Annotated in this window: 13 protein-coding genes and 1 pseudogene; 5 read left to right on the top strand and 9 right to left on the bottom strand. The window is 67.4% G+C overall.

The window, feature by feature from the left end; genetic code table 11:
• Positions 1-68: 68 nt before the first annotated feature.
• Together ACCQ12_RS19440 and tagK are read left to right on the top strand one after the other, a co-directional pair.
• Entirely contained in the window at positions 69-608 is a 540-nt protein-coding gene (locus ACCQ12_RS19440) for a hypothetical protein (RefSeq protein WP_372382496.1), read from the top strand.
• Between the two features lie 34 nt (positions 609-642).
• Positions 643-1,301: pseudogene (gene tagK, locus ACCQ12_RS19445) on the top strand (transcriptional regulator TagK).
• Positions 1,302-1,496: 195 nt separating this feature from the next.
• Here tagK and ACCQ12_RS19450 read toward each other — a convergent pair.
• The 6 genes from ACCQ12_RS19450 to ACCQ12_RS19475 form a co-directional block, all read right to left on the bottom strand.
• On the bottom strand, positions 1,497-1,943 hold the full coding sequence (locus tag ACCQ12_RS19450) for a universal stress protein (protein WP_039405036.1): 447 nt from the start codon (positions 1,941-1,943) through the stop codon (positions 1,497-1,499).
• Positions 1,944-2,247: 304 nt separating this feature from the next.
• The gene (locus tag ACCQ12_RS19455) at positions 2,248-2,829 is read right to left on the bottom strand and encodes a sugar O-acetyltransferase (RefSeq protein ID WP_179456845.1); all 582 of its coding nucleotides are present in this window, start codon (positions 2,827-2,829) and stop codon (positions 2,248-2,250) included.
• Positions 2,830-3,358: 529 nt separating this feature from the next.
• A complete protein-coding gene (uvrD, locus tag ACCQ12_RS19460; RefSeq protein WP_047697909.1) occupies positions 3,359-5,545 on the bottom strand; it encodes a DNA helicase II in 2,187 nt (728 codons plus the stop codon).
• A gap of 81 nt (positions 5,546-5,626) precedes the next feature.
• Complete coding sequence (locus ACCQ12_RS19465) at positions 5,627-7,063, bottom strand: FAD/NAD(P)-binding protein (protein WP_372382497.1); 1,437 nt, start codon at positions 7,061-7,063, stop codon at positions 5,627-5,629.
• 226 nt (positions 7,064-7,289) lie between these two features.
• Positions 7,290-8,708 (bottom strand): cardiolipin synthase, encoded by a 1,419-nt coding sequence (cls, locus tag ACCQ12_RS19470; RefSeq protein ID WP_166752545.1) that lies wholly within the window; start codon positions 8,706-8,708, stop codon positions 7,290-7,292.
• 13 nt (positions 8,709-8,721) lie between these two features.
• Positions 8,722-10,032, bottom strand: coding sequence for a LysR family transcriptional regulator (locus tag ACCQ12_RS19475; RefSeq protein ID WP_372382498.1), 1,311 nt, complete (start codon positions 10,030-10,032; stop codon positions 8,722-8,724).
• Between the two features lie 101 nt (positions 10,033-10,133).
• Between ACCQ12_RS19475 and ACCQ12_RS19480 the strand changes: the two genes are divergently transcribed.
• The 3 genes from ACCQ12_RS19480 to ACCQ12_RS19490 all read left to right on the top strand — a co-directional run bounded on the left by ACCQ12_RS19480 (position 10,134) and on the right by ACCQ12_RS19490 (position 12,952).
• On the top strand, positions 10,134-10,805 hold the full coding sequence (locus ACCQ12_RS19480; RefSeq protein ID WP_166745377.1) for a 4-carboxy-4-hydroxy-2-oxoadipate aldolase/oxaloacetate decarboxylase: 672 nt from the start codon (positions 10,134-10,136) through the stop codon (positions 10,803-10,805).
• Positions 10,798-11,853: a 4-oxalomesaconate tautomerase gene (locus ACCQ12_RS19485; RefSeq protein WP_372382499.1), complete on the top strand. Its 1,056-nt coding sequence runs from the start codon at positions 10,798-10,800 to the stop codon at positions 11,851-11,853. The genes ACCQ12_RS19480 and ACCQ12_RS19485 overlap by 8 nt, the downstream gene beginning before the upstream one ends.
• 76 nt (positions 11,854-11,929) lie before the next feature.
• Positions 11,930-12,952, top strand: coding sequence for an amidohydrolase family protein (locus ACCQ12_RS19490; protein WP_372382500.1), 1,023 nt, complete (start codon positions 11,930-11,932; stop codon positions 12,950-12,952).
• 495 nt (positions 12,953-13,447) lie between these two features.
• Here ACCQ12_RS19490 and rpmG read toward each other — a convergent pair whose 3' ends face one another.
• The 3 genes from rpmG to ACCQ12_RS19505 form a co-directional block, all read right to left on the bottom strand.
• Positions 13,448-13,615 carry a 50S ribosomal protein L33 gene (rpmG, locus tag ACCQ12_RS19495; RefSeq protein ID WP_002809462.1) on the bottom strand — a complete coding sequence of 56 codons (168 nt, stop codon included), beginning with the start codon at positions 13,613-13,615 and terminating at the stop codon, positions 13,448-13,450.
• A 13-nt stretch (positions 13,616-13,628) separates the two neighbouring features.
• A complete protein-coding gene (rpmB, locus tag ACCQ12_RS19500; RefSeq protein WP_002809459.1) occupies positions 13,629-13,865 on the bottom strand; it encodes a 50S ribosomal protein L28 in 237 nt (78 codons plus the stop codon).
• 475 nt (positions 13,866-14,340) lie between these two features.
• Positions 14,341-17,556, bottom strand: coding sequence for an efflux RND transporter permease subunit (locus ACCQ12_RS19505; RefSeq protein WP_372382501.1), 3,216 nt, complete (start codon positions 17,554-17,556; stop codon positions 14,341-14,343).
• Positions 17,557-17,667: the final 111 nt, after the last annotated feature.

Below are 17,667 nucleotides of genomic sequence, written 5' to 3' on the forward strand. Positions count from 1 at the left end.
TGCGTGGACGCGCAGTATCCCGCATTGGCGAGCGGCCGGGCGCTTCAAGCCCGAACGGTTTGGTTCGCTTGCGCCGTCCCTGGCACATAGACGTTGGGACGCCCGATCTGGCGGTCAGCAAGCCGGCCTTCGCGTCGGCCCTGACGGACGAAGGCCACGCAGGCTCCGGCGTCCAATCGCCAGCCGTCCCCGTGCCTGATCTTGGTATTTGCAGGATTTGCCAGATTTCGGGTTGTGGCACCAGCCCTTGCACAGATTCCCAGCATCACCAGTTGGCAGGGAATCGCCCTGCCCTCCAGCGGTTTGTTGCGCTTGACCTGATCTGGATTGGCGACGTCGATCCGGTGATGTCCGACCGCTTTTGCCACAAGCGGTTGGGCCGTGGTGAGTTCGGCATCATCTGGCGGACGGCGTCTGCTGCAGGACTCGTCCTTTGCTTCGGTGAATCAGCGACCTCGCACAGGAACGTGCTGGCTGTGACCAGCGCCGATCTCGATGAAGTGCACACCTTGCATCAGCGGCGGGCCAACGCGCAGGCCGGCTCGCCAGCGTCGCGATGCATCGAGGCGAGGGCCGCCCGATTCGGGGTCAGCGGCACCGATGCGTGACGCAACGCCGGATTCAAGAACGGCGCGTGATGGGTTGGCGATGCTTTTTTCGGTTGATCCAGGGACAGGCCCCGGGGAGTGGGCCGCAGGCAGCACCGCATGAGCATCAGTTACTACAGCGCCGTCGTTCCGCAAGCGCCCGCAGCCACGAAGGCGCACGCGTCACTGATGATCGATCTGCTGGCCTACATCGAGCAGCACATCGGCGAGGCGGAGCTTGGTACCGGGTCGTTGCAACAGGCGTTCGCGCTGTCGCGTGCCTCGTTGTACCGGATGTTCCAATCGCACGGCGGGGTGGCCAGCTATATCCGCGAGCAACGCCTGCGTACCGCATATCGCTATCTTCAGGCGTACCCGGAGTGCAGCCTGACCTGGCTGCTGTACGAGATGGGCTTTGCCTCGGAGCGACAGTTCCAGCGTGCATTCCAGCAACGCTTCGGCATGCCGCCGATGCAGTGGCGCCGCCTGTGCCGCGCCACGCCGCATGCGCCGGCACCGCGCCGCGGCCACTGCATGCCGATGTGGCGCTTCATGCGTGAACTGCGCCAGGACCTGCAACCGCAGCCCGTCAGCGCATTACGCAGCCGCATGCCAGGTGCGCATGGCGCACCGCTGATGCACGCCGAGGCGCTGCGCCGCCTGACGCGGCCGGCAATCGGCGCCACACTGCAGCGCGAGCCGTTGGACGCGTGAGCTGCCGCCCGCAGGAATGGGCTTGCGCGCGAGGGGTTTGCTGGGAAGGCCCTCGCGCCCGGGTGCGCTCCTACGGTGGAACGAGAAACTTGTGCGTGACAGCTCGGGACATGGCGTTGCACCACGGATAAACACGACGTCTTGCTGGCACAGCCGCTGGGCGCGTTGCGTGCAGCACTGCAGCGCGTCGGTTCCTCAGCGAATCACCAATACCGGAATCGTGCTGTGCGTGAGCACTTCCACGGTCTGGCTGCCGAGCAGCATGCGGCGCATGCCGCGGCGTCCGTGCGACGTCATGATGATCAGGTCGCTTTTGCATTCCTCGGCGGTCTGCACGATGCCTTCGGCGGCGAAGCGATCCAGCACGTGTCGCGAGGTTGCCTTGATGTTGGCAGCCGCTGCCAGTTCCAGTGCCGGGCGCAGGATCTTCTCGGCCGCCGCTTCGCGTTCGGTACGGTACTCCGGGCTTGCTTCGTAACCCACGCTCCAGCCCATCGCATCGTACATGCCCATCGCCCACGGCTCGGACACGGTGACGATGTCGACCTTGGCGCCGGTGGCCTTGGCCAGTTCCAACCCTTGAAACAAGCCACGGTGGGACAGCTCGGATGCATCGATGGCGATGAGAATACGTTTGTACATGGTGACCTCCTGCAAGGGTGGCAGTGCTGCCGATGGGCGTGAACGCACGGTGGCATGTGCGGGTGGAACGGGCCTTGATGCGGATCAGTGCGGCGATGCTGCTGGCTGTGTTGGGGACGCGTTGATGCCGCAGAGAGTGATGTTTCGATTGCGTTGCCGTGCGGGTGGTGGCTGGATGCTTGCGAGCTTGCAGTTGCCATGCCGCTGTTGCCGCCGGCGCTTTGCTTCCGCTGTTCCTGTCTCCATTGTGCGCGCGGCGCCTGTGTGATCGACGACGAAGACCACCACTTGGCACGCGCTGCGCTCAATCGGTGGCAACCGCATCCGGGTCCGCGCGCACCTCGCGCAGGCGTGCCGGATTGCCGACCGCGGTCGCCCCTGCCGGTACATCGCGCGTGACCACCGCACCGGCGCCGATCAACGCATCGTCGCCGATGGTCACGCCGGGCAGGATGATCGCCCCGCCCCCGATCCACACATTGCGCCCGATGCGGATCGGCCGCCCGAACTCCAGGCCGCTGGCACGCCCGGCGGCATCGCGCGGGTGATCGGCAGCGTAGATCTGCACGCCGGGGCCGATCTGCGTGCCGTCGCCGATGTGCACCTCGCAGATATCCAGGATCACGCAGTTGAAGTTGAGGAACACACCGGCGCCCAGGCGGATGTTGTAGCCGTAATCGCAATGAAACGGCGCACGAATCACGGCGCCGTCGCCTACGTCGGCAAGGCGCTCGCGCAGCAGTGCGTGGCGCTGTGCTGCCGTCTGCACTGCGGCCGCGTTGTAGCGCTGCATCCACGCGGCCGCGGCCGCTTGATCGGCCTGCAGCTGCGCATCGGTGGCGCTGTACAGTTCGCCTGCCAGCATCTTCTGTTTTTCGGTCCGCATGGTTTGGCGTCCCACGGTCGTGATGTCGGCCTGCAGGGTGGCACGGACGCCGCGGCGAATGCATCGAGCGATGCACCAATGGTTGCCAGCTCCACCAACGGCGACTGTCCGGGTTTTGCTGTCGCGTCGTAACGACATCATCGATGCGCGGGGACGTGCTGAGCGTTCTGTCTCCGCCATTACGGGCGACGGATGCGGGAAGCCCTGGCCCGGCTGATCGGCTGCCCCCATCCGCCCTGCGGGCACCTTCCCCCGCCTGCGGGGGGAAGGGAGCGATGCGGGGTGTTTGCCCGCACTGACGTCTCGGCGTGCACGGGAACTCGCACGCGCGTGCAGGCCCTCCCTCTCCCGCCTGCGGGAGAGGGGACGAGATGGGGGCACGACGAAGGTGGCAGATGGCAGCGGCCGGCTGGCAGCGCACCAACAACGGCGCCGTTACCCGCTGCCGGTGCGAGGACCGCTACGGCGTGTTCCAGCGCAACCGGCGGCCATCCTCAAGGACGGTGCAGCGCCGATGGACGTCACCCAATTACACCACCGTCAAATTTGCGTACGCCATCACCAGCCACTTGGCGCCGACTTCGTCGAACTGCACCTGCACGCGGGCGTGCGCGCCGGCCCCTTCGTAATCGATGACCACACCGCCGCCGAACTTGGGGTGCTCGACGTTGGCGCCGAGCTTGATCGGCGCCGTCTCCACGATGCCGTGCACCGGGCCGCCCCGCGCCGCGCCCAGCGAGGCGGTGCGCGAGACCTGCACCTTCGGGCGCACTTCGTTCAACAGATCGCGTGGAATCTCGCGCAGGAAGCGCGAAGGCACGTTGTAGTTGTCCTGGCCGTGGATGCGGCGCGATTCGGCGTAGCACAGCACCAGCTTCTGCCGCGCGCGGGTGATGCCCACGTAGGCCAGGCGGCGCTCTTCTTCCAGCCGGCCGGTCTCTTCGAGCGAGCGCGCGCTTGGAAACAGGCCATCTTCCAGCCCGACCAGGAAGACGATCGGAAATTCCAGGCCCTTGGCCGAATGCAGCGTCATCAGCTGCACGCCTTCTTCGCCGGCCTGCGCCTGGCCTTCGCCGGCCTCCAGCGAGGCATAGGCCAGGAACGCGACCAGCTCGGTCATGCCCTGGCTGTCTTCGTCGTCGGGGCGGGTGAAGCGCGAGGCGACTGAAACCAGTTCGTCCAGGTTCTCGGTGCGCGACTCCGAATCCAGCCCGCCGCGGCTTTCCTTGGCCCAGTGCTCGCGCAGGCCCGAGCGCATCAGCACGTGGTCGATGCGTTCGGCCAATTCCATCTGCCCGGTTTCGGCATGCAGCTGGCCGACCAGGCTCAGGAACGTGGCCAAGGCATTGCGCGCACGCGCGGCCAGGCTGTTTTCCTGCGTGGCCAGCATTGCCGCTTCCCACAACGACAAGGCGTTGGCGCGCGCCAGCCGGCGCACTTCATCCAGCGTGCGGTCGCCAATGCCGCGCGTGGGCGTGTTGACTGCGCGTTCGAACGCGGCGTCGTCGCTGCGATTGGTGAGCAGGCGCAAGTAAGCCAGCGCGTCCTTGATTTCCGCACGCTCGAAGAAGCGCATGCCGCCATACACGCGGTAGGGCAGCTGCTCGGAAATCAGCGCCTCTTCCAGCGCGCGCGATTGCGCGTTGCTGCGGTAGAGCACCGCCACTTCGCCGTAGCTGCCGCCATCGCGCACCCACTGCCGGGCGCGCTCGACCACATAGCGCGCTTCGTCCACTTCGTTGTAGGCCGCATACAGATCGATCGGGTCGCCATCGCCCGAGTCGGTCCACAGCTGCTTGCCGATACGGTCGGGGTTGTGCGCGATCACTGCATTGGCCGCGCCCAGGATATTGGCGCTGGAGCGGTAGTTCTGCTCCAGGCGCACGGTCTGCGCGCCGGGGAAATCCTTCAGGAACCGCTGCACGTTTTCGACCTTGGCACCGCGCCAGCCATAGATGGCCTGGTCGTCGTCGCCCACCACGAACACGTTGCCGGACTCGCCGGCCAGCACCCGCACGAAGGCGTACTGGATGGCGTTGGTGTCCTGGAACTCGTCCACCAGAATCTCGCGAAAGCGCGCGCGGTAATGCGCCAGCAGGGCCGGCGTGTCGCGCAGCAACTCATGCGCGCGCAGCAGCAACTCGGCAAAATCCAGCAGGCCGGAGCGGTCGCAACGTTCCTGGTAGGCCGCATACACCTGCCGGCGCACCTCGGTCCAATCGTCGTTGGGCTCGGGCTGGATATGCTGCGGACGGCGCCCCTCGTCCTTCTGCTCGTTGATCCACCAGCTCAGTTGCTTGGGCGGATATTTGCCTTCGTCCAGTTCCAGCGACTGCACCACGCGCTTGACCAGCCGCAGCTGGTCGTCGCTGTCCATGACCTGGAACCCTTCCGGCAGGCGCGCGTCCTGCCAGTGCAGGCGCAGCAGGCGATGCGCCAGCCCGTGGAAGGTGCCGATCCACATCCCGCGGCTGCCATTGCGCAGCTGCAGGTCGGTGCGGTGGCGCATTTCGCCGGCGGCCTTGTTGGTGAAGGTCACCGCAAAGATGCCGTGATTCGGCACGCCCTGGACTTCATTGAGCCAGGCGATGCGATGGATCAGCACGCGCGTCTTGCCGGAGCCGGCACCGGCCAGCACGAGGTAATGCCCCGGCGGCGCGGAAACGGCCTCGCGCTGGGCGGGGTTTAAATGATCGAGCAAATGAGAGACATCCACCGCGGTATTTTACCGGTTGTGGCGTCGCTGCGGCTGAGATTGCGATGAAGCGGTTGGGATTGCGAGGCTTCGCACGTACCCTCATCCGCCCCTGCGGGGCACCTTCTCCCGAGGGGAGAAGGGAACAACGCCCAGCATTACCAACACATCCCGCGCAATCGCCGCTGCCTGCTCGCGCAACTCCGGCACCGCCAGGCTCTCCCACAGCGAGCCGATGCGCAGGCTGCCGATCACCCGCAGCCGGGGGTTGGCCTGCGTGTCGGCGTCGATCAGGCTGCCATCGGCGGCGGTATCCACGCCGATCCCGTGCGGGCCGGCCACGGCAATGCCCTGCCCCAGCAATTGCTGCAGCAAGGGGTTGCGCATGGCCTGCACGCGCATTTCCACACCGGTGGCATTGACCAGCGCCTGCACATCCAGCTGCAATGCGTGCCCGGCACTGGCGGCGCCGGCACTCACGCGCACGCAGGCACCCACTTCGAAGGCCACATCCAGCCGCGCGCGATGCAGCTGCAATTGCCCGCGCGCGCGCATGGCCTGCAGCTGCGCATGCACCGGCGCGGCGATGCGGTGACGATGCACGTCCCAGTAGCGCACCACATGGCGCAGGAAACGGCGTTGATCGGCCACCGACAGCGTCTGCCACAAGGCCTGGCTCAACGGACGAATCCGCTCCATCACGCTCTGCCACGGCCGCCCCTGCGCCAGTGCGTCACGCGCATGCTGCCGCAGCCGGCGCAGCCGCGCGCGCAGCGGCAGTGCCAGCAGCGGCTGCGGGTCGAAGTCGGCCGCCGCGCCATGCGCCTGCGGCAGCGGCAACAGGCCATGCCGCGACACCACGTGCACTGCGCCGCGATGCGCCTGTGCGGCCAGCGTCACCACCGTGTCGGCCATGCTCAGCCCGGAGCCGACGATGCACACGGCCGCATCCTGCGGCAGCGCGGCCACCGCCCCGGTGTCCCAGGCTTCCACCCGCTGCGCCGCCGACAGGCCGGTAGCACCACGCAGCGGCAAGGGACGCAGCGCATTGCCCACTGCCAGCACCACCGCAGCGGCCAGTACCGTGTGCCCGTCGTCCAGCTGCAACAGCGCACCGGTGGCGCTGGGTTGCAGGGTCTGCACGCGTGCGGCGTGCACGCGCAGGGTGGCAGGGCTGGCGGCACGCGCTGCCTGCAGGCGGTCGCGCAGATACGGTGCGTAATGCCTGCGCCCGACAAATTGCTGCGGCAGCTGCGCAGCGTCCAGCGCCGCGCAACATCCCTGCGCGCGCAGGTAGTCGACGAAATCCTGCGGCACGTCGGCGAGCGCACTCATGCGGCCGGCCGGTACGTTCAACAGGTGTTCGGGGCGCGTGGTGGAATACGCCACGCCTTCGCCCAGCACCGCATGCGGCTCGATCAACACGATCTGCATCGGTGTGGTCGCCTGCTGCAGCAGCTGCACTGCCACCAGCACACCGGATGCGCCACCACCGACGATGGCGATCACCGCATCGCCGGGATTGTGCAGTTCAGTCATCCGGCAATTGTAGGCGATGCCCGCGTCGCGCCGATGACCGCTGCGCGACCCGGCCAGACCTACGCCCGGCCGCAGCAGCCACGCCTGCTGCCTGACGCATCCGCCGGGCACGCGCGTGGCCACGCTCCAGACCCGGTACGCGCCGCTACTGCCCGCAGATGCAGGAAGACCACGACCCACCGCCGATCGCCCATGTCGCGCACAGCCCGCAGCGCCCGCGCCCGCCTCACATCAACGCATCGGCCAGCCGCGCAATGCCTTCGCGGCTGCGGCGCCAGGCCGGGCGACGGCGCCACTGCTCCAGCTCCAGCTGGCGCGCGTGGGCCAGATAGTCCTGTTCGATCTCGCGCAGCCGCTGCACCACGGTGCGGTCGTAGCAGAGCATGCCGATCTCGGCGTTGAGCGCAAACGAGCGGATGTCCAGGTTGATCGAACCGACCAGCGCGATGTCGTCGTCCATGCTCAGGTGCTTGGCATGCAGAAAGTGCGGGCGATACAGCGCAATCTTCACCCCGCAACGCAGCAGCTCGTCGAAGTAGGCTTCCTGCGCCCAGGCCGCCAGACGCTGGTTGTTGCTCTGCGACAGGATCAGTTGCACGTCCACGCCCGATACCGCGGCGATGCGCAAGGCGCTCAGCAAGGCTTCGTCCGGCACGAAATACGGCGTCACCAGCACCACCTTGCGCCGTGCCAGGTGGATCACCGCGTTGATGGCATCGCGCGCGTTCTCGAACGGATACGCCGGCCCGCTGGGCAGCAGCTGGGTGGCGATGTTGGCCTGGCACACCGGCGCATCCGGCCACACATCCAGGCGCTGCCCGGTTTCGGTGAACCAGTCGCTGGCGAAGACCGCTTCCAGATGGTTGACCACCGGCCCGCGCACGCGCGCCACCAGTTCGCGATTGGGCACGCCGTGGACGAAGCCGGCATCGGCCAGATTCTGCGAGCCCACAAAACCCACCTGATTGTCGATCACCGCGATCTTGCGGTGGTTGCGCAGATCCATGCGCCCGCTGCGGCGCCAGCGCAGCCCACCGGGCAACACCGCCAGCACTTCGATGCCGCCAGCCAGCAGACGCTTGCGATAGCGGCGCAGGCCGCGCTTGGCGCCCACCGCATCGAGCAGCACGCGACAGCGCACGCCACGCGCACTGGCACGCTCCAGCGCGGCCACCACCGCCTCGCCCACGGCATCGTCGAACATCAGGTAATACAGCAGATGCACGCGCTGTTCTGCTGCATCGATCGCGTCGATCAGCGCCTGCAGCGACTGCGCGTAGTCGTCCAGCAACTCCACCGCGTTGCCCAGGGTCGGCATGAAATCGCCCTGGCGTTCGATCAGCGGCACCACCTCGGCACTGCTGGTGTCCGCCTGCGGTGTCCAGCGCAATGCGTGCAAGGGCAGTTGCTGTTCGCGGATCACCTGCGAGGCGGTGGCCTGCCGTTCCACGCGCAGGCGCGACAGCCACGGATGGCCGAACAGCAGGTACAGCGGCAGGCCGACCACCGGCACGAAGCCGATCAACAGCAACCAGCTGCGCGCCGCGCCCGGCGTGGTGCGGGCGGGAATCCACAGCAGGGCAGCCAGCCGGATCACCCAGTCCAGCGCCAGCAGCCAGGTCCCTTGCAACCAGTCGGGCAGCATCAGCGCTCCGTTCTCATGAGGAAGCCGATTCTGACCGGGCCGGACGTGAACGCAACGGCGTGCCGCCACCGGCCTGTCCGCAATGGCGAAAGGGCCCCGCTTCCGAGGCTGCCGGCCGCACGCGCTCGGCGCAGACCTGCCGCAGCGTCTGTACGAAGGCGGTCTGCGCGCGGGTGGGGTGCCAGTCGCTGCGCGTGGTGATGCCGATCTGCCGGCGCAGCTGCGGCCCGGCGCGGCCGATCTCGGCCAGCAGGCCGGCGCGGCGCTCGAACAGGAACTGGTCGCGCGACATCAGGGTCAGCCACTCGTCTTCCAGCAACAGCCCGCGCACGGTCAGCTCCGCGCCGCACTCGATACGCAGCGCCGGCGGCTCCAGCTGGCGGTCGCGGAACATGCGCTCCCAGCGTTCGCGCACCGGTGTGCCGGCGGCGGCGATCACCCAGGGGTAGTCGAGCAGCTGCGCAAACGCATACGACTGCCCGGCCAGCGGGTGCCCGCCGCGCGCCACGATCACCGGCTCGTCGTCGAACAGCGGCTCCTGCAGCACGTCACGAACCGGTAGCCGCTCGCGCAGCGCACCGATCAGCAGATCCAGCCCGCCGTCGCGCAGATGTGCCAGCAATTCTGCATACGGCCCTTCGACCACGCTGATGCGCGCGGCCGGGTGCGCGCGCGCAAACCGCGCCAGCGCCTGCGGCAACAGGATCGCCCGTGCCAGCGGCATCACCCCCACCACCACCCGGCCGGCATGCTGCGAGCGCAGCGCCGCCACCTCGTCGAGCGCGGCGCGTACCTCGGCCAGCGCCAGCCGCACCTGCCGCAACAGCCGCTCGGCCACCGGCGTGGGCTGCATCGCCTTGCCGCGGCGCATGGTCAGCGGCACCTCGATCACATCGGCCAGCGACTGCACCGCCCGATACACCGCCGGTTGCGACACCCCCACCTGCACGGCCGCCAGTGAGTAGCTGCCCGCCACATCCACGGCGACCAGCGCCTGCAACTGTCCCAGCGACACGCGCCGCTCCAGCCCCGGGCGGGCGGGCAAGCGCAGCGCACGCCGCGCCACCCGGATGCCGCGGCCAAGATGCGCCAGCGCACGCTCGACCCGCGGCACCACCAGCTGGGTGGCCTCGGTGGCCACCATCCCGCCAGGCTGGCGGTCGAACAACCGCACCCCCAGTTGCTGCTCCAGCCGTGCCACCGCCTGGGTCAGGGCGGGCTGCGACAGGTTCACCTGCGGGGCAGCCGCGCTGATGCTGCCCAGCCGATGCACCACGACCAGGGCGTGGAGATGGCGAAGGTTCGGCTCGGGCATCGGCGGCATGCTCTAACTATAAGCAAAACCAATACGCATACCTCAAATGAATCTTGAGCTGTCTCGCTCTCGCCGCTCAGACTCGGCACAGCACTAACGAGGATGGATGGATGAGCCAGGTCGTCACCCAGATCGCGCGCACCCCGATCGCCGTCGTGGACGGGCTGGCGCAGGCCGGCGTGGCCACCGTGCATGAGGCGCAAGGCCGCACCGGCCTGCTGCATCACCGGCTGCGCCCGATCTACGGCGGCTGCCGCATCGCCGGCACTGCGGTCACCGTGTCGGTGCCGCCCGGCGACAACTGGATGATGCATGTGGCCATCGAACAGCTGCAGCCAGGCGATGTGCTGGTGGTGGCGCCCACCAGCGACTGCTGCGACGGCTATTTCGGCGATCTGCTGGCGACCTCGGCCCAGGCGCGTGGCTGCCGCGGACTGATCATCGATGCCGGCGTGCGTGACGTGCGCGACCTCACCGCCATGCAGTTCCCGGCCTGGAGCCGCGCCATCTGCGCGCAGGGCACCATCAAGGAGACGCTGGGATCGGTCAACGTGCCACTGGTGTGCGCCGGGGCCTTGGTGCAGCCGGGCGATGTGGTGGTGGCCGACGATGACGGCGTGTGCGTGGTGCCGCGCGAACGCGCCGCCGAGGTGCTGGCCGAAGCGCAGGCCCGCGAAGCGCGCGAACTGCTCAAGCGCGAGCGCCTGGCGCGCGGCGAGCTGGGGCTGGACATCTACGCCATGCGCGAGCGCCTCGCAGCCAAGGGACTGCGCTATGTCTGAGCGGGTGCGTGCGATGTGGATGCGCGGCGGCACCTCCAAGGGTGGCTTCTTTCTCGCCGATGACCTGCCTGCCGACAGCGCCGCGCGCGCGGCCTTCCTGCTGCGCGCCTACGGCTCGCCGGACCTGCGCCAGATCGATGGCATGGGCGGCGCCGACCCGCTGACGTCCAAGGTCGCCGTGGTGTCGCGTTCGGCCCGCGCCGATGCCGACGTGGACTATCTGTTCCTGCAGGTGGCCGTGGACCAGGCGCAGGTCAGCGACGCACAGAACTGCGGCAACATGCTGGCCGGTGTCGCGCCATTCGCACTGGAACGCGGCCTGCTGCCGGCGCGCGACGGCGAAACCGAGGTGCGCATCTTCATGCGCAACACCGGCACCCTGGCCACGGCCACCGTACAGACGCCCGGCGGCCGGGTCAGCTATGCGGGCGATGCGCGCATCGATGGCGTTCCCGGCACCGCCGCACCGATTGCGCTGGCGTTTGCCGACATCGCCGGCTCCTCCTGCGGCGCCCTGCTGCCCAGCGGGCGAGCGCTGGACACGATCGACGGCGTGGAGGTCACCCTGATCGACAATGGCATGCCCTGCGTGGTGTTGCGCGCCAGCGATGTGGGCATCAGCGGCTACGAAGACCGCGCCACCCTGGATGCCGACGCGTCGCTCAAGGCACGGTTGGAATCCATTCGTCTGCAGGCTGGCCCGCTGATGCGGCTGGGCGATGTCAGCGCTGCGACGGTGCCGAAGATGATGCTGGTGGCCGCGGCGCGCGACGGCGGCGCGATCTGCGTGCGCTCGTTCATTCCGCACCGCTGCCACGCCTCGATCGGCGTGCTCGGCGCGGTCAGCGTCGCCACCGCCTGCCTGCTGCCGGACGCGCCTGCGCATGCGCTGGCGCAGCTGCCCGGCGGCGACCGCCAGCAGGTGGGGGTGGAGCATCCCAGTGGCATAAGCAACTGCCTCATCGAGTGCGACGCACAGGGCGCGGTGGTGCGCGCGGCGGTGATCAGGACTGCGCGCAAACTGTTCGATGGTGAATTGTTTGCGTGAACGTCACCGACCAGCCCTGCGCGCCGGCAGTTGACTGCGTGCCACTACCTCTCTCCGCATCGCGACGAGCATTGCCATGATCATCGACTGCCACGGCCACTACACCACCGCGCCCGCGGCGCACGATGCGTTTCGCAAAGCGCAGATTGCGCACTACACCGACGCCAGCGCGCCCGCGCCGGTGTACCCGGCCATCTCCGATGACGCGCTACGCGAAAGTGTCGAGCAACATCAGTTGCGCCTGCTCCGCGAACGCGGCGCAGACATGACCATCTTTTCGCCACGTGCCAGCACCATGGCGCATCACATCGGCGATGAGGCGGTGAGCCAGGTGTGGACACGGCACTGCAACGACCTCATTGCCCGCGTGGTGCAGCTGTATCCCCACACCTTCATCGGCGTGTGCCAGTTGCCGCAGTCGCCGGGGGTGTCGATCGCCCACTCGATCGCCGAGCTGGAACGCTGTGTCACCGAGCTCGGGTTTGTCGGCTGCAACCTCAATCCAGATCCTTCCGGCGGCCACTGGACCGGGCTGCCCCTGACCGACCGCGCCTGGTACCCATTCTTCGAAAAAATGGTCGAGCTCGACGTGCCGGCAATGGTGCACGTGTCGGGCAGCTGCAACGCCAATTTCCACGCCACCGGCGCGCACTATCTCAACGCCGACACCACGGCCTTCATGCAGTTTCTGGAAGGCGACCTGTTCACCGACTTCCCGGATTTGCGCTTCATCATCCCGCATGGCGGTGGCGCGGTGCCCTATCACTGGGGACGCTTCCGCGGACTGGCCGACATGCTCGGCAAGCCACCGCTGTCCACGCATGTGATGCGCAATGTGTTCTTCGACACGTGTGTTTATCACCAGCCAGGCATCGACCTGCTGTTCGAGGTCATCGATATCGACAACATCCTGTTCGGCTCGGAAATGGTCGGCGCGGTGCGCGGCATCGACCCGCAGACCGGCCACTATTTCGACGACACCAAACGCTACATCGATGCATTGGCGATTTCCGCAGCCGACAAGCACAAGGTGTTCGAAGGCAATGCGCGGCGGGTGTACCCACGGCTGGATGCGCAATTGCGGGCGCGTGGGCTGTAGCGGTGTTCCCTTCTCCCATCGGGACATTGTCCTCCTTTATGGGGGAGAAGGTGGCCCGCAGGGCCGGATGAGGGTACGGGCGAAGCCTCGTGTCATCTATTCCCCAGTGGCTTCGCCCGTACCCTCATTCCAACCACCGCTCCGCGCTCCGCGCCCCGGCCCGCGCCAGCGGCGCGAGCGCTCAAGGCACGCACACCTTCGGTGCGCAAGCCGTGCCTTGTCGCCCCGAGGGGAGCGGGGATTTGTCACGCACCACTGTCGATTTTGACCTTTGCCTTAGCTGGCTAAGCGCGAGGTGTTCGAGAGCAATGCGCGGCGGGTGTATCCGCGGCTGGATGCGCACCCGACGGAGAGAGGAACGCGCACTAACGCAGGCTAGGTGCAATCGAAAAATAATCGACGTATCCATCAAGAACGCCGCGAGCGATTCCCGCAAACGCAAACACCCGCCTTTCGGCGGGTGTTTGCTTGGATGCAGATCGCGTAATCGGTGGATTACTTGATCTTGCCTTCCTTGTACATGACGTGCTTACGCACGACCGGGTCGTACTTCATCATTTCCATCTTCCCCGGAGTGTTCTTCTTGTTCTTGTCCGTGGTGTAGAAGTGGCCGGTAGCGGCCGAGGAAATCATACGGATCTTGTCACGCTTGCCTTTTGCCATGACTGCTTACTCCTCAGACCTTTTCGCCGCGCGCACGCAGCTCTTTCAGAACGGCATCAATCCCGTTCTTGTCGATGGTGCGCAATGCATGCGCGGAGACACGGAGCTTCACCCAGCGGTTTTCGCTGGCAACCCAGAAGCGACGCTCGTGCAGGTTGGGCAGGAAGCGACGACGGGTTCTGTTGTTTGCGTGGGAGACGTTGTTACCCGTCTGCACACGCTTGCCGGACACTTGGCATACGCGGGACATTACGCACCTCGATAAAGTTTGGTGTCTTCCTTAGCCAGGAAAACGGCGGCCCCGACAGCAGCTTGGCTGCCACGCAACGTTGGGAATCAATCACTTAACGCTGGGAAGAGGCCGGCACCACATCGCGCTGGGTGCCGCCGTCCGGAACGATCCGGGCACAGCGAGCCGCGCATTATGCACGGCAATCCCTTGTGCTGCAAGCACTTAGGCCAGGCGCCGGTGGCGTGCGGGGGCACCTTGCGCACGCTGCCTGCGATGCGGTCTGCCTGCCGCATCGCTTGCCGTCGCTGCCAGCCCTCTCCTGCCGACGCAGCGAGCGATGTACCGGCCGCTTGCGCGCGCCCGGGCCGCAGCAGAAAACGCCGCAGCACTCCCGGGACAGGCCCCGAACCAGCATCGGCACGCGCCCGGCCGCGTCATCGCCGCCCGGTCACACCCTGCGCCGCCGAGGTGCCCCGGCGCGAGCGGGGCACGCTCACGCCCCGCCCCGCTGCGGCACCGCGGCATCCGCTGGTGCTACACGCCCGGCCTCGTCCCGATGCAGCCAGCAATACAGCACCGGCAACACCAGCAACGTCAGCAGGGTGGACGAGACGATGCCGCCGATCACCACCGTGGCCAGCGGGCGCTGCACTTCGGCGCCGGCGCCCACGTTGAAGGCCATCGGCACGAAACCCAGCGCAGCCACCAGGGCGGTCATCAACACCGGGCGCAAACGCGCCAGCGCGCCTTCGCGCAGGGCCTGCTCCAGCGACATGCCTTCGGCACGCAGGCTGCGCACGAAGGCGATCATCACCAGGCCATTGAGCACCGCCACGCCCGACAACGCGATAAAGCCCACACCTGCGGAAATCGACAACGCCAGCCCGCGCAGCGCCAATGCCACCACGCCGCCGATCAGCGCCAGCGGCACGCCGCTGAACACCACCAGCGCATCGCGCAGCGAACCGAACGACCAGTACAGCAGCGCGAAGATCAGCAGCAAGGTGCCCGGCACCACCCAGGCCAGGCGCTGGCTGGCGGAGATCAACTGCTTGAAGGTGCCGCCGTAGCCGATCCAATACCCGGTGGGCAGCTTGACCTGTGCCCGCACGCGCTGCTGCACCTCGGCGACAAAACCGCCCAGGTCGCGATCGCGCACGTTGGCGGTGATCACGATGCGGCGTTTGCCGTCTTCGCGATTGATCTGATTGGGACCGAGCACGGTCTCGATCCTGGCCACCTCGCGCAGCGGCACCGTGGTCGGTTCGCCACTGCGCCAGCCGGCGGCGCGGCTGGATTCGTCGGCATCGGCGCGCTCGCCATCGCCGCGCAACGGAATCGGCAGGTCCGCCAACGCGGTGGGGTCCTGCCGCAGGCCTTCGGGCAGGCGCACCACGATGTCGAAGCGGCGGTCGCCCTCGAACAACTGCCCGGCCGCCTGCCCGCCCACGGCGGCCGCGACGGTGTCCTGCACCACGCCGGGATTGAGCCCGTAGCCGGCCAGCGCGGCGCGGTCGGGCACCACCGCCAGCATCGGCAATCCGGTGGCCTGCTCCAGGCTCACATCGGCCGCGCCCGGCACCGCGCTGGCGATTTCCTGCACGCGCTGCCCGAGCTTGACCAAGGTGTCCAGATCGTCGCCATAGACCTTGATCGCGACATCCGCGCGCACGCCGGAAATCAGCTCGTTCATGCGCATCTGGATCGGCTGGGTGAACTCGTAGTTGTTGCCGGGCAATTGCTTGACCGCCTGCTCGACCTCGGCCAGCAACTGCGCCTTGGGCTTGCGCGGGTCCGGCCACTGCGCGCGCGGATGCATGATCAGGAACGTATCGGCGACCGAGGGCGGCATCGGGTCGGTCGCCACTTCGGCGGTACCGAGCTTGCCGAACACGTGCGCCACTTCCGGAAACTGCTTGATGCGTTTTTCCAGGGTGGATTGCATGGTGATGGCCTGTTCCAGGCTGGTGCCGGGAATACGCAGGGCATGCAGCGCGACATCGCCTTCGTCCAGGTTGGGGACGAACTCGCTGCCCAGGCGTGTGGCGAGCACCGCGCACGCCGCTACCGCTGCCAGCGCCGCGATGCCCACCCAGCGCCCGTGCCGCAGCGCGCGATCCAGCAATGGCGCATACACGCCGCGCGCCCAGCGCATTGCGCGGTTTTCATGCTCGGCAACCTTGCCGCCCAGCAGCAACGCGATCGCTGCCGGCACGAAGGTCAGCGACAACAGCATCGCCCCGGTCAGTGCCAGCACCACGGTGATCGCCATCGGGTGGAACATCTTGCCTTCGATGCCGGTGAGCGCGAACACCGGCAGATACACCGCGGTAATGATGCCCAGGCCGAACAGGCTGGGGCGGATCACCTCGGCGGTGGCTTCGGCGGTAAGTTCGAAACGCTCGTCGCGCTCGAGCACACGCCCCAGGCGCAATTGCGCTTCGCCGAAACGGCGCAGGCAGTTCTCCACGATGATCACCGCGCCATCGACGATCAAGCCGAAATCCAGCGCGCCCAGGCTCATCAGGTTGCCGGACACGCCACCGCGCACCATGCCGGTGAGGGTGAACAACATCGCCAGCGGAATCACTGCGGCCGTGATCAGGGCTGCGCGGACATTGCCCAGCAACAGGAACAACACCACGATCACCAGCAACGCGCCTTCGATCAGGTTCTTGGCGACGGTGACGATGGTGCGGTCCACCAATGCGGTGCGGTCGTACACCGGCACCGCCTGCACACCGGCCGGCAAGCTGGCGTTGGCTACTTCCAGGCGCTGTGCGGCGGCTTGCGCCACGGTGCGGCTGTTGGCGCCGACCAGCATGAACACCGTGCCCAGCACTACTTCATTGCCGTCCTGGGTGGCGGCGCCGGTGCGCAGCTCGCGTCCTTCGCCCACCTGCGCCACATCGCGCACGCGGATCGGCACGCCTTCGCGCCGGTCCAGCACGATCGCGCCGATCTGCGCGATGTCGTCCACCTGCCCCGGCACGCGCACCAGAAACTGCTGGCCGTTCCGTTCGATATAGCCGGCGCCGATGTTGCGGTTGTTGGACTCGACCGCACGCGCCACGTCATCCAGGGTAAAGCCCAACGCGACCAGGCGCGCCGGATCGGGGGTGATATGGATCTGCCGCGCATAGCCGCCGATGGTGTTGACCTCGGTCACGCCCGGCACATTGCGCAGCTGCGGGCGCACCACCCAATCCTGCAAGGTGCGCAGATCGGTGGCCGTCCACGCACTGCCATCGGGCTTGCGCGCATTCGGCTTGGCTTCGACCGTATACATGAAGATCTCGCCCAGCCCGGTGGCGATCGGCCCCAGTTGCGGCTCCAGGTCGGCCGGCAGTTGCGACTTGACCTGCTGCAAGCGCTCGGCCACCTGCTGCCGCGCGAAATACAGATCGGTGCCATCGGCAAACACCGCCGTCACCTGCGACAAGCCATAGCGCGACAACGAGCGGGTGGACTCCAGCCCCGGCAGTCCTGCCAGCACCGTCTCCAACGGAAACGTCACCCGCTGCTCCGATTCCAGCGGCGAATAGCCCGGCGCCGCGGTGTTGACCTGCACCTGCACATTGGTGATGTCCGGTGTCGCATCGATCGGCAAGCGCGAAAAACTCCACGCGCCGATCGCAATCAACACGCCCGTCAAGGCCAGCATCAACCAGCGCTGCGCGATCGCGAACCGGATGATGTTAGTGAGCATGACGCGCACCTCCGCGCACGCTCGGCGCAACTGCGTGGACAGCCACATCGATCAGTGCGTGCGTGCCTGCGCCGCGACTGCGTCGATGACAGAAAAGACGTGTCGCTGAAG

The organism is Xanthomonas sp. NCPPB 1068, from assembly GCF_041479385.2.
Lineage (GTDB): Bacteria > Pseudomonadota > Gammaproteobacteria > Xanthomonadales > Xanthomonadaceae > Xanthomonas > Xanthomonas cannabis.